The organism is Hymenobacter humi (assembly GCF_042665855.1).
Classification (GTDB): domain Bacteria; phylum Bacteroidota; class Bacteroidia; order Cytophagales; family Hymenobacteraceae; genus Hymenobacter; species Hymenobacter humi.
This window is the reverse complement of sequence record NZ_JBHTEK010000006.1, coordinates 65,127-77,480: the sequence shown is the minus strand read 5'-3', so window position 1 is coordinate 77,480 and position 12,354 is coordinate 65,127. Positions and strand designations below refer to the sequence as shown.

The following is a 12,354-nucleotide window of genomic DNA, read 5'->3' as shown; positions in this document are numbered from 1 at the left end:
GCCGTACCGCTGGCCGATGTACCGCGTGAGGTCCTAGCGCCCGCGCAAGGGGTGGGGTAGGGGAGGTGTCTTTGGCACGGAATTGAGCTATTTATCTGAGCGGCGGGGCTGGTGATTGACGGGCACTCCAGGCCCGGCTGGCGGCATCACCGGCTTGTTGTCCACACGCGCCTGCTGATAATCGGAACTTTAGGCCAGGCTCGGGCCGGGGTCCTGCTTGAGCCGCCCTAGCTCAAATCCCCGCAGGCCCATACCCGCGCCTGCTCCGGGTCGGTGAACGAGCGCAGGCTCGAAGGGCAGCTGCTGTTCGACGATTTCCTGGACCAGCCCGACCACCCGCTGGATTTGCGGGTCCTCGGCCTCGAGGCGGGCAAAGCGCCGGACGCCGCCCTGAACCAATAACGGAAACACGTAGGTAGAAATCCAGGACAGGTCCTCCGGTCGCAACGGGCCCAGTTGCCGGTCATCGGCTATCCAGCCGCTGGCACCGTGCGACCGGGCGAGCTGGACGCATTCCAGCGTGGTCCGGCGCAGCCTCGCGCTGCTGGGAGTGCCCATCCACTGGGCTTCAAGCGCCCGGCCGGCGCCCTCGTGCAGGTAAAGCGCTAAAAAGGGTAAGACAACAAGAGTTGCATCGGAAAACTGTGGAGCTGGGACGAATTAGCTGACGGGAGGGTGCAAGGGGCAGGGGCAGGGCCGGTTTGTTGTGGCAATCAACCGGGCGCCGGGCAGCCGCCTGGCGCGCTGCGCCGGAACGGCTCCTACTCCACCGCCCGAACATACGCATTTGCCGCTAACTACCCTACAACCGGGAAAGGCGGTAAATGCCACGGGGGCATCAGCGTTGTTCGGGCCGCGGCCCAAGGTTGCCACGCGGTAAAGTTGTCTCAGGTGTTGGCCAGCAGGTCGAAATACTCGTCGTCTTCGTTTTTGCCGCCGTAGCCCTTGCCTACGGTCTTGTGCGTTTCCACAAACTCAATGGAGCGCACCCATTTCACCATCTTGTAGCCCACTGGTTTTCCACCCGCAGCCGCAGCGGCGCGCCATAGGTGACGGGCAGGGGAGCATAGTTCATCTCCCAGGCCAGAATGGACTGCGGGCGCTGGCAGTTTTCCAGCGTGTGCGTGTCGTAGTACTGCCCGCCGTAGGGCCCTTCGCCAAAGGAATAAAACACGACGGTACGGGCATTGGCGTGGGGCTTGACCAGGTCGACGAGCTGCTGCAGGGGCACTCCGCCCCACTCGGCTACGCCCGACCAGCCCTGGATGCAGTGGTGCATGGTGATGTGCTGCTCCTTGGCCAGGGCCTGCAACTCGGCCAACGACAGCTCAACGGGCGTTTCTACCAGCCCGCCGATTTTCAGTTTGTAGTCCGCGAAGTTGTTGGCCGCCAGGGCCTGCCACTCCGCCGAAACCGGGATTTTGCCGTTGGCCCAGAAGTAGGGCGAGATGTCCTTTTTCTGGTAGGAGGCGCTCGGGGTGAAGTGGTTGAGCGTTGCCCGCCAGAGGGTGCCGTTCACTGCGGCCTGCAGGGCTTGCAGGCCGCGCTGCTTGCGCCAAGACAGCCAGTGCGCCAACCCGCCAAAGGCGATGGTGACCAGGACAATCACAAGGCCGAGGTAGAGCCCGGTGCGGCTGCTGGCATCGTCGGTGCCGAGCACAATATGGTTCATGTTGCGCACGAGCCCGGTGGCGGCCACCATGCCCACGTGAATTACAAGGAACACCACGTAGGCCACCAGCACCAGAAAGTGCAGGGAGCGGGCGCTTTGGCGGTTGCCAAACAGCTTGGGGTACCAGTGGAAGCGGTTTTCGATGGCCGGCGACATGGCCAGGCCCGTGAGCATGGCCAGGGGCGCGAGCAGAAACACGACGGCGAAATACGAGAGCTGCTGCAGGGCGTTGTAGTGGTAAAACCCGTTGGGCTCCGGCGGCAGGTGCAGCGTGGCGTAGTACACGAACACCTTCCAGGCCTCGGGCAGCACCTGCCAGGAGCCGGGCACCAGGCGGTGCCAGTGGCCGGTGAACAGGAGCAGCAGCACAAACCCGGCCCCGTTCAGTAAAAAGAGCGGCACGGTGAGCAGGTGCCAGACCCGGGCAATGCCGATGGTGTGCCGGTAGCCGGGCAGGCCCAGCACGGGGCTGAGGTAGCGGTTGTCTTCCTTGGCGGTCCACACGCGGTCCATGGGCACGACGACGGGCGTGAACCGGGCCCATTCAGTGGTGGGCGTGCAGCCATTGTTCCAGTACAGGCGCGGATGGTCGAAGAGAATGGACAGCCCGCTGCGGATGAGCAGAGTCAGGAAGAAGAAGTTCGCCCAGTGGCTCAGGTTCACCCACCAGGGAAAGCCGGCCGGGCCCGCCGGGGCAGAGGCCGCAGTCAGCCCAGAGACATCGGGCAGGCCCCCGAGCAGGTACTGCCCCCAGGCGGCGCCCACCAGCGTTAGGGCCAGCCCGCCGGCAACGAGCAGCACGTAGGGCTTCACCGCCACAAAGGCCCGCCGGTCATCGGGATAGTGTACCGCCCGCTCTGCTTCGGAAAAATGAGGAATCATAAAGCGAAGCGGAGGTGGTGAAAGAATCAGAGCAAAAGTGTAATCGGTAAAAGTATGGGGTGGGAAGTTTGCGCGCTCGGCCCGCCATGTTGCGACTAGGCGGGGCGCTCCAGCCAGCGCAGGAGCCACCCCACGCGGACCGGTAGCCTGTTGTGCATATTCCCTGCAGCCTGAACCCGTGAATAGCTTTACGCTCTTGACCGGGCGGTTGAGCCAGTAGCTCGCTGGCCCCCAGAAGGAGCCGCAGGGATTCGGGCGGCAGGGGAGTAGGCCGTTCGGCTAGCTTTTCGTTCGGGTGGCGGGGGCATGCGCTGCGGCTCGCCCCCGCCTGCGGTCGGGCTGCTTGCGGGGCTGGCAAAGCTGCTGCAAGGCGTCGATACTATCGGTGGCAGCCAGGACTCGTTCGTGGTTCGCGCTGTGAGTGGCGGGGCAGGAGAGAAAGGAGCCGGCCGCAGCCTTAGCCCCCGGCGCCTCAACCGAGGGCGGGCGGGAGCTGCTCGGCAATGGCCAGGGCCAGGGTCCGGCGGAAAGCCTCGGTGAGCTTGCGGCGCTCGGTATCGGTCATGTTCTGGAGCACCTGCCCGAAAGTGGCGCGGTACACCCGGCCCATAAATACGCTGCCGTGGGTTGCCAGTAGCCCGTCGTGGGCGATGTCAAAGGCCTGCTGCTCCGCGGCCGAGATGGTGTGCGAGAGGGCCAGCCATTGCTTGGCGTTGTCGTCCAGGCTCCGTTGGAGGTCTTGGTTCATAGGGAGGGGGAGCGGCCGGGCTGTACGGGTTTCTCGGGAGAATAAGCAGCAGAAATACAGAGCACTTGCTTCGTCAAAGGTCCGCGGCGGTTGAGCTGCAATGCATGATGCGACTCATGCCCGGGCTTGATACATGTCATCAAAAAACAGATTGGCTAAGCTCACCTTTGTCCCACTGCCACCCGCATTTTTTAGCTGGTTTGCGGGATTTACTACGGGCCAGCCGCTCCTCATTCCCGCATTTGTTTGCACTCCATCCCATGGCCTCCTTTTCGACTCCTTCCCGCGACACCCTCATCGTCACGGCTTTCATGACGAGCCTGGTGGCGCTCGGTGCCCTGTACCTGGGCCTTTGGTAGTCCGACCTATAAGGCCCGGTTTCCTGGCCCGCAGCAGACGAGTTGCCACGCTTTCCACCTTGGCCGAGCTGACTGGCCACGCCTGGGTGAATTGAGCAAGGTATGTCGACGTGTCGGGCTACAAGTGCTTGCGCGCCAAGAGTAAACGCTGCAAAGCCAAACTCAACAGCGATTATGGGGTGGATATGCCAGCCGTAACAATGGTTAGGCCCGACCTGGGGCGGATGTTGCTCAACCTGTTCATCAACGCCTTCTACGCCTTCCGCCAGCTCACCGAGGAGCCCCGTGGGCCACCTTGGTGCTCGTGCTGCCCTACGCTTTCATTATGGCCCTGGTGGGGCTCACCGAAAGCCTGCTCACGCTCACGGTGGTGGACGAGATGACCGACACCCGCGGCCGGGGCAACGAGGACTGTGTGGCCCAGGGCCTGGCCAACGTCACCTCCGGCCTGTGCGGCGGAATGGGCGGCTGCGCCATGATTGGCCAGACCATGGTCAACCTGGAATCGCGGGGGCGCGGGCGGCTCTCGGGCTTGGTCCGGCCGTGGCGCTGGCTTTGTTCGTGGTGGTGGGTGCCCCGGTGATTGAGCGGCTGCTGCTGGCCGCGCTCGTGGGCGTGATGTTCATGGTGGTCATCGGCACCTTTGAGTAGGCCAGCCTGCGCATCCTGCGCCGCATGCCACGCAATGACGTGGGGGTTATGCTGCTTGTGACGGCCATCTCGCAGAACCTGGCGCTGGCCGTGCTGTTGGGTGTCATCGTCTCGGCCCTGGCCTTTGCCTGGGAAAATGCCAAGCGCATCCGGGCCAAAAGTACGTGGACGCGGCGGGCGTGCGCCATTACGAAATCTACGGGCCGCTGTACTTCGGCTCGGTGCAGGCCTTCGGCGAGAAGTTCGATGTAGCCGGCGACCCCGCCGAAGTCATCATCGACTTCCGGGAAAGCCGCGTGGCCGATATGTCGGCGATTGAGGCGCTCAACAAGCTCACCGAGCGCTACCTCCGGGCAGGCAAAACCGTGCACCTGCGCCACCTCAGCCCCGACTGCCGCCGGCTGCTCGGCAAGGCCGATTCCATCATCGATGTAAACATCCTCGAAGACCCCTTCTATACTGTAGCCGGAGCCAACACAACTTACTAACCGAGGACCAGCGTGGTGACGGAACGGCTGCCGCAGGGCCCCACCGCGGCGCGCCGTGCCCCACACCCGCTTAAGTCCCTGGACCGCTACGACTTGGTGATATGCTACCGGAAATCAGCTAAAAGGAGGCCGTGGGCTTGCGCTGGACATATAAAGCGGTATCGCAGCTCAACGGTCACGGCCCGCGTCAGGCCATCCAATGGCTCGAATAGGTCTGCTAATTCGCGCCCCTTTTTCCCGGGGAGCATCAATAAATTCCTCAACTATGCCCCCAAGTGGGCTTTGCGGAGCCAGGCCTGGGCCTCTTCGATGTTGCTGAACATGCGCATTTGCAGTTTCTCGCTCAACCCAACCTGCATGGCCTCGGCCGAGAGGGCCGCCAGGGATTCCGGGCTGACGACGTTGGCGAAGTGCGTCAGGCCCTGGGCGGCGGCCCGGGGTGCCCAATCGGTGACAATCCACTCCACGGCGTGGTCCCAGGGGCCGATGACCTGGCGGTTGTCGTTAAGCAGGTAGGCGCAGGCGTGTTCGCGAAGAGGGCGCAGGCAAGCATTGGCGCCTGCCGCGATGCCCACGAAGGTCTGGTACCCAATCCAGTTATTGTACACCCACGGGCCGGCGGCCTGGTACTCAATGGTGAGGTACACTTTCCCGAAACCGTTGGTAAGCTCTGTGCGCATGGGTTGAAGATAAGGGCAAGTAGCTAAGCGCCTGCTTTCGAGTTGCTAGCACCCGTTACGTGAAGGTAGAAAATCTTTCGATGCCTAGGGGTTGCAAACCCTGGGCAGCCGCTGCATAACAGGAATGTCCCATTCGACGGTGCTTAACTTTCACTTACCATAGGGCGCGTTTGGGCTATTTATGAAAATGGCGTTTCCGTCATGCTCATCTGGCGTCCGCTTGTAGACGCCAGATGAGAATAACACGAAAATCAGATTCCCAAACAAGCTCTTGGTACACGTGTAGCCTTAGGATCAAAACGAGGCTGCCATTCAGCTGGTGGCACCGCGGGTAGCTGCTCCTTTTTGCAACTCGCGTTTCCTTAATACGTCCCAAAAAATAATAATATAATCACCAACGCCGGAAGCTGGAGGTCGCAGTAACGTGAATGAGGAATAGACCGAATATAGGGCGAGCTCACCTTAGAGCGCTACATAGCTGGGCGTGGCGGTCAGTTAGGCAAGCAATTGCTCGCCAACGACACTTTCCTGCTTGGCTGTCTATGGTTGAATCAGCACGCGCAGGTGCTGTACATGGTGCTTGCTTTGCAGCCGCACGGAGTACAGGCCGGGGCTCAACCCGTTCGTATCCACGGGCAATTCGCGCGGCTCGCCGGCCTGCAGACTGCCGGCGAAGAGCGAGCGTACCCGCCGGCCCTGCACGTCGAACAGGTCCAGGCTGGGCCGGGCCCTCGTGGCCGGCAATGACCTGCACCCGAAAGAAGCCGGTGCTGGGGTTGGGCACGGCCCGAAGCAAGGTCGGCTCGGTGCCGGCCGACGAAGCGGCTAAGGTATTCAGGCGGGCCTGCTGGGAGGCGGGGCCAACCGTGAGGGTGACCGTGCCGGTGGCGTACAGCATCGGCACGCAGGCTTCGAGCCCGCCGTACTCGACCACGTAGCCATCGATGGAGTTGCCCTCACCACAATTCCCCTGGTCGTTCCACCACCCCGAGCTGCCGTAGAGCGCGCCGAAGTCCTCCCCTGGCGGCGCCACTCGTTTGTGTAGTCGTCGGGCTGGCCCGGTTGCCAGTTGCTGTAGCCTGGGCTAACGCCGCTGGCGGTGCCGCGCCAGAACACCTGGCCTGCCTCCGGACCGGCTTTCCAGCGCCACTCGCCTTCGACTTCATCATCGGCCGCCCCGAACCAGTATTGGCCCGGCGCCCGGCCCAGCAGAAAGTTTTTTCACTTTCCAACGTGATGGTTGCCAAGTAGCCGGCCATGCCCTGGTAGCGCCGGGCCGCGGCCGCAGCCTGGGCCTCGGCCCAGCAGATGCCTGGGGCACTCACAAACTCGTAATAGTGGCCGGTGACCGCCGAGGCCAGCACGGGCCCCGCTTCCTGCACCAGGTAGGTGAAGGTGGCCGGGCCCACATACCCGGCCCAGGGGTGTAGGTGAAGCTGCCGTCGGGGTTGCGCACCAGCGAGCCCGCGCTGGGCTCCCCCACGCTGGCCACCTGCAGCGGCCGGCCCAGGGGTCCCGGTCGTTGGCCAGCAGCCGGGCCGCCGTAAACGTCCGCGGGCCCGCGCCCCGCTCAGGCGGTCGGCGGCGGCCACGGGCTGGTTCACCGTGCGGTCACAGGCCGGCGGGGGTTCGGAAACCGACTTGCCATATTTGATGGTCGCAAAGTCGGAGGTACCGCTGCTGCCCACGGACGCGCCCGTTACGTACACGTTGCCGGCCGCGTCCACCGCCAGGGCCATGGCCCGGTCCGCCTGGTTGGCGGGCCCGTCGTAACGGACCACCCACAGTTGCTGGCCGGTGGGCGAGTACTGGACCGTGGCGTAGTCGGTGGTGCCGTTGCCGCTGTCGGACACGCCCGTCACGTACACGTTGCCGCTGGCGTCCACGGCCAGGGCCTGGGCAACATCAAAGAGGTTTGCGGGACCGTTGTAGCGCGCCTGCCACAGCCGCTCGCCGTTAGCCGAGTACTTGAAGGTTTCATAGTCCGCGGAAATGACGTCATAATCCCAAGGAGCGCCCGAGGCCGCCGTGCCCGTCACGTACACGTTGCCCGCCGCGTCCAGGGCCAGGGCGTTGGGCCAGCCCCTTGGTTGGTTGGTCCGGTGTAGTTGCCCGACCAAATGCCCTCGCCGGTAGGCTTGTACTTCACCAGGGCGTAACCACCGGAAGAATAGCCCGCGACGTACACGTTGCCGCCCGCGTCCACGGCCAGGGCCGTGGCAACGTCAAAAGCGGAGCCGAATTCCGAGTCTTCGTAGCGGGCGGACCACAGTTGCTCGCCGGTGGGGGCGTACTTGACCGTGGCGTAATCGGAGGTGCCGTTGCTTCCCACGGACGCGCCGGTCACGTGTACGTTGCCCGCCGCGTCCAGGGCCAGGGCGGTGGCATAATCGTACCCATTCGCGGGCCCGTTGTAGCGGGCCACCCACAGTTCCTGGCCACTGGGCGAGTATTTGAGGGTTGCGTAGTCCGTGTTGTTGCTGCTGCCAGCAGAAGCGCCGGTGACGTACACGTTGCCCGCCGGGTCCACGGCGAGCGCCGCGGCGTAATCGCTGCCACTGCCGGGCCCGTTGTAGCTTGCAACCCACAACTGCTGGCCGGTAGGCGAGTACTTAATGGTGGCATAGTGGGCGTTGGCCCGGTCGCCGGTATCCGCAGTGCCCGTTACGTACACGTTGCCGGTCGCGTCCACGGCCAGGGCCAGGGCATACGCTTCGGAGCCGAAAGCGCCGGATTCGCTGTAGCTGGTCCTCCACAATTCCTGGCCGGTGGGCGAGTACTTGATGGTGACATAGTCCGCGCTGTTGACGTGGGGGTAATAGATATAGCCCGTGACGTACACGTTGCCGGCTGCGTCCACGGCCAGGGCCGTCGCGCTTTCAAAATAGTTGGACGCGCTGCTGTAGCGGGCCACCCACTGCTCGGTGAGCGATTCATCCGAGGCAGTGAGTGGTTGAACGGCCCCGGCCGGGGCGGCCAGGGGCCCACTCGCCCGCTGGGCTGCCCGGTGGTTTGCCGGCGCGGGCCGTCCCGCGGCTGTCCGCAGAGCATGCCATTCCGGCGTTCCCGGCAGCAGGCCCCGGGACGCGGCCGCAGGCCGCTCCCGGCGCTGGGCGGGGAAAGCGGCCCGAGCCGGCCGGGTTGGGCCAGCCCACGGGGCGGCAGCACCAGCATGCCGCCGGCCAGGAACAGGAGGCAGATAAATAGGTTTTTCATGGTGATAGCGCATAAATAGTTGGGATATAAAGAATGGAAAAGCCAAGAGCCCTAGGGGCTTGGTGGAGGGTGCGGGGCGTCTGGCGCCCACCTTCCCGGCAGGGTTCGACGGATCGGGAAGCACTGTCCGGGCCCCGTACGCAGCAGCCGGAACGGCGCTAGAGAGTGTCGTACTCCCCAGGTGAAGCGGGCCGCCAGGCGCCCCTTGCCCGCCGCATTGGTGGCCGCCGCTGCTACCGTCCTGCAGTCGAAAGCTTGGGCGCTGGATGCCGCCCGGGTATCTTACTCGTCCGGCGCCCGCGCCCGGACGGCCGCCCCACGCAACAGGGCCCAATGGAGAAGCAGCTGGAACATGCGTGGCCGGGATAGGGGAGGAAAGTCAAAAAGCGGACGTCAATGCCGGAGCCTGTACTCGGTGGTGAAGGACAGTGGCGTTTCCATGTTGTCGGCGTAAAAGGCATCGTAGAAGACCGCCCGTTTGATGTCATACACCCCATCGACAGTGTAGTGGCCCTACACGTAGTACCCCAACCCGGGGCCCATGCCCGGGACCGCCGGCACGGTCACCGTCGCCAGCAGCAAGGTGGTCTGGCCCGGGGCATACGTAGTCAGGTCGGGTAGCTTGACCTTCTTCACGTCCGTGGACACATCCTGTAGCCGGAGCAGGGTTTGCTCGGGCTGGTAATTCGCAAACCCGCTCGGGCCTGGCAGCACCGGGCGCAGCACGACGGTAATGAGCGGCGCCGTGGCCGGCAACTGTGAGGCGTCGCCGTAGGAGGCCAGCCAATAGCTCAACTCGAGCGTGTGCGTATGCGCCTCCGGAGTCACCGGCGGCGCCGGCGCGGGCCCATTCCCTGGGTCCCCGCAGGCTACCAAGCCCAACAGAAAGGTAAACAGGGCAACTTTCACATTATAATTTACACTATTTATCGCTATTATGCAAATAAGCCCATCATACTGCGCCATGCCAGCTTACCTTTTTGTACCGGTGTTGTTCTCGAGACTGTGCTCGTTTGCTCTAGGATTGGCCCCTGTCCGGCTCAGGCTTAGAAGCACAGCGGAGTTGTTGCCTCAACTAGTGGCCCGCGCCGGGAAGGCCTTCTTCGCGCAGGAACAAGCCCGTATTGCTATTCCAAGCACAGCGATTAGTGTACTCGCATTTGGCCATTTACAGGTTTCTCTGGATAGCGCGGCAGCTGTGAGGCGTCATTCACAACTGCAACGAGACGGTCCTTTAACTAACCGGCGACGTCAACATTACGGCCTACGACGCCAGTGTCAGGCTGGTGAGCAGAGCCTGCACCTTTCAACTGGCTGAACCCCGTTCACATCCGGTAGAAGGTCTCGGGCACGGCTGGCATTACCGGCGCGGGTTCGCCCAGTAATTGCCGCAGGTTAACTTCCACGGTGCGGGCCAGGCTCGTGACCGGCGTATCGGTGGGCTTGTTGCTGAAGGGGTCCTGGAGGTAGCGGGCGGTGCGCTCCAGCAGGAAAAACGAGGAAGACATGGTGAGCAGCACCGGAACTTCCCAGAGCCCGATGGTTTTGACCAGCCCCAGCGAGAGGGTCATCAGAAACAAGTAGATAAAGCTGTACACCAACAGCCGGTAGCTCACGGGAAAGACCGTGGTTTTGATGCGCTCGGCCTGCCCCATCGCATCGGCCAGGCGCGTCAGCGTGGCATCGAGCTGCACCTGCTGGTAGGCATTGAGGGCCCCCTGCTGGTAGAGGTCGCGGAGCTGGTCGGCGTGCAGGGTCAGGAGGGCCAGTGGCTTGTGCGCCTGCGGCAAGATGCTGGCGTGCTCGGGCGGCGTAAGGTAGGCCCCCAGTCCGGCCATGGGGTCGAGCCCGCGCAGGCGTTGGCCCAGGCAGTAGCACCAGGCCATCTGCCGATATGCCAGCGCCGGCAGCGGCGCGCCGGGCCCTGCCTGCTGCCGGTAGGCATCGGGCAGAAAAGTGCGCGCCTGTAGCACCAGCGTGCGCGAGTCGTTGACGATGGCTCCCCAGATTTTGCGGGCCTCCCACCACCGGTCGTAGGACTGACTGGTTTTAAAGGCGAGCAGCAGCGAAATCAAACTCCCCAGGATAGCGGGCAGCTGCAAGGGAATTAAGGGCAGATAGGCACCCAGTGCCAGCTTCAGCAGATGAAAAAAGATGGAAATCAGCAGCACTCGCACCACATCGGCCCGGATGTGCTTGAAAATGTAACCGATGGGGAAAGACTTGTTGAGGAGCATAGCCGGGGAGGAAAGAAGCCCGCATCGGCCTGGTGCAGTCGCCGCAGCGTAATTATATGGAACAAGCAACTGAGCAGCTGCAAAGAGCTCAAAGCGCTAGCAGGGCCCGGGCGGCTATTCGTAGTGCAGGGCCTCGATGGGGTTGAGCCGCGCGGCCTTGCGGGCGGGGTACCAGCCGAAGAAAACACCCACCACCGAGCTGAACAGAAAGGCCAGGGCTACCGAAGCCACCGAAACGGTAGTGGCCAGGTGCAGCGCCCGGCCCGCCACCTGAGCCAGCGCCAGGCCCAGCGCGATGCCCAGCAGGCCGCCGGCGACGCTCAGCACCACGGCTTCGAGCAGGAACTGCCGCAGCACGTCGCGGCTCCGGGCCCCGATGGCCAGCCGGATGCCGATTTCGCGGGTGCGCTCCGTCACCGATACCAGCATGATGTTCATGATGCCGATGCCGCCCACCAGCAGCGAAATGCTGGCCACGCTGGCCAGCAGCGCCGTCAGCGAGCGGCTGGTGGTGGTGGCCGTGGCCCCGATGTCGGCCTGGGTGCGCACCGTGAAGTCGTCGGCCGTGCCCGGCGCCAGGCGGTGGCGCTGGCGCAGCAGCGCGCTGATGCTGGCCACGGCTTCGGGAATGCGGGCCTCTGTTTGGGCCGAGGCAAACACCTGCCGGATGAACGTGCCCGCGAGTATCCGCTTCTGCACCGTGGCAAGGGGGCCAGAATCAGGTCGTCCTGGTCTTGCCCCGTGCTGCTCTGGCCCCGCTCGGCCAGCACGCCAATAATGAGAAAGGGAATGCGCCCCAGGCGCAGGTGTTGGCCCACCACGTTGGTGGTACCAAACAGTGACCGCGCCACCGTGGCCCCCACCACGCAGACCTTGGCGGCCACCCGCTCGTCGCGGGTGGTGTAGCGGGTGCCCCCTGCAAGGCCAGGGCCCGAATCTCAAAGTACACCGGATACGCGCCGAAGACGTTGGTGCGCCAGTTGCGGCCCGCGGCCAGGGCCTGCACCGTGGCCCGCACAGCCGGCGAGACGTAGCGCACAGCTGGCCCGGCGGTGGCCAGTGCGTCGGCATCGGCCTGGGTAAGGGTGGCAATGGAGCCGGCTTCCTGCCGCACCCCGCCCTGGGCAAAGGCGTCGGGCGTGATAGTAATGACGTTGGTGCCCAGATTAGAAATCTGCTGCTGAATGCTCTGCCGGGTACCGTTGCCGATGGCCAGCATGGCAATGACCGCGCCCACCCCGATGATGACGCCGAGCGTGGTCAGAAACGAGCGCAGCTTGTTTTTGCGCAGCGAGCGGGCGGTGATTTTCAACAGGTCAAGCAGGCGCATGGCAACGGGGCTGTAATGTTAAATGGCTATCCGCAGAATGTTATTCCCGCAAAAAGGCCGTCATGCTGAGCGGGGTCGAAGCAACCTCACC

At 63.9% G+C, this 12,354-nt stretch carries 11 protein-coding genes and 3 pseudogenes; 2 read left to right on the top strand and 12 right to left on the bottom strand.

All coding sequences use genetic code 11. From position 1 onward, the window contains the following. Window positions 1-189: 189 nt before the first annotated feature. From ACFQT0_RS30095 to ACFQT0_RS30085, 3 genes are all read right to left on the bottom strand, one after another. Entirely contained in the window at window positions 190-447 is a 258-nt protein-coding gene (locus ACFQT0_RS30095; RefSeq protein WP_380207128.1) for a hypothetical protein, read from the bottom strand. A gap of 547 nt (window positions 448-994) precedes the next feature. Further along, window positions 995-2,554 (bottom strand): molybdopterin-dependent oxidoreductase, encoded by a 1,560-nt coding sequence (locus ACFQT0_RS30090; protein WP_380207126.1) that lies wholly within the window; start codon window positions 2,552-2,554, stop codon window positions 995-997. A gap of 472 nt (window positions 2,555-3,026) precedes the next feature. Continuing rightward, window positions 3,027-3,302 (bottom strand): hypothetical protein, encoded by a 276-nt coding sequence (locus ACFQT0_RS30085; RefSeq protein ID WP_380207124.1) that lies wholly within the window; start codon window positions 3,300-3,302, stop codon window positions 3,027-3,029. Between the two features lie 645 nt (window positions 3,303-3,947). Between ACFQT0_RS30085 and ACFQT0_RS30080 the strand changes: the two are divergent. Then, window positions 3,948-4,800 (top strand): annotated as a pseudogene (locus tag ACFQT0_RS30080) (SulP family inorganic anion transporter); the annotation flags it as partial. Between the two features lie 263 nt (window positions 4,801-5,063). Here ACFQT0_RS30080 and ACFQT0_RS30075 read toward each other — a convergent pair. Next, window positions 5,064-5,480 (bottom strand): STAS/SEC14 domain-containing protein, encoded by a 417-nt coding sequence (locus ACFQT0_RS30075; protein ID WP_380207122.1) that lies wholly within the window; start codon window positions 5,478-5,480, stop codon window positions 5,064-5,066. 540 nt (window positions 5,481-6,020) lie between these two features. Beyond that, entirely contained in the window at window positions 6,021-6,224 is a 204-nt protein-coding gene (locus tag ACFQT0_RS30070) for a T9SS type A sorting domain-containing protein (protein ID WP_380207120.1), read from the bottom strand. Here ACFQT0_RS30070 and ACFQT0_RS30065 point away from each other — a divergent pair. Then, entirely contained in the window at window positions 6,224-6,418 is a 195-nt protein-coding gene (locus ACFQT0_RS30065) for a hypothetical protein (RefSeq protein ID WP_380207118.1), read from the top strand. The two genes, ACFQT0_RS30070 and ACFQT0_RS30065, sit on opposite strands and share 1 nt — an antisense overlap. Window positions 6,419-6,436: 18 nt before the next feature. Here ACFQT0_RS30065 and ACFQT0_RS30060 read toward each other — a convergent pair whose 3' ends face one another. From ACFQT0_RS30060 to ACFQT0_RS30030, 7 genes and pseudogenes are all read right to left on the bottom strand, one after another. Further along, a complete protein-coding gene (locus tag ACFQT0_RS30060; protein ID WP_380207116.1) occupies window positions 6,437-7,600 on the bottom strand; it encodes a hypothetical protein in 1,164 nt (387 codons plus the stop codon). Further along, window positions 7,516-8,709: a hypothetical protein gene (locus ACFQT0_RS30055; protein WP_380207114.1), complete on the bottom strand. Its 1,194-nt coding sequence runs from the start codon at window positions 8,707-8,709 to the stop codon at window positions 7,516-7,518. The genes ACFQT0_RS30060 and ACFQT0_RS30055 overlap by 85 nt, the downstream gene beginning before the upstream one ends. Window positions 8,710-9,209: 500 nt before the next feature. Beyond that, window positions 9,210-9,605: a hypothetical protein gene (locus tag ACFQT0_RS30050; RefSeq protein ID WP_380207112.1), complete on the bottom strand. Its 396-nt coding sequence runs from the start codon at window positions 9,603-9,605 to the stop codon at window positions 9,210-9,212. 416 nt (window positions 9,606-10,021) lie between these two features. Continuing rightward, on the bottom strand, window positions 10,022-10,933 hold the full coding sequence (locus tag ACFQT0_RS30045) for a bestrophin family protein (RefSeq protein WP_380207110.1): 912 nt from the start codon (window positions 10,931-10,933) through the stop codon (window positions 10,022-10,024). Window positions 10,934-11,047: 114 nt separating this feature from the next. Next, a complete protein-coding gene (locus tag ACFQT0_RS30040; protein WP_380207108.1) occupies window positions 11,048-11,632 on the bottom strand; it encodes an ABC transporter permease in 585 nt (194 codons plus the stop codon). A gap of 53 nt (window positions 11,633-11,685) precedes the next feature. Then, a pseudogene (locus tag ACFQT0_RS30035) lies at window positions 11,686-11,796 on the bottom strand (ABC transporter permease); the annotation flags it as partial. 113 nt (window positions 11,797-11,909) lie between these two features. Continuing rightward, window positions 11,910-12,152, bottom strand: a pseudogene (locus tag ACFQT0_RS30030) (ABC transporter permease); the annotation flags it as partial. Between the last annotated feature and the right edge of the window lie 202 nt (window positions 12,153-12,354).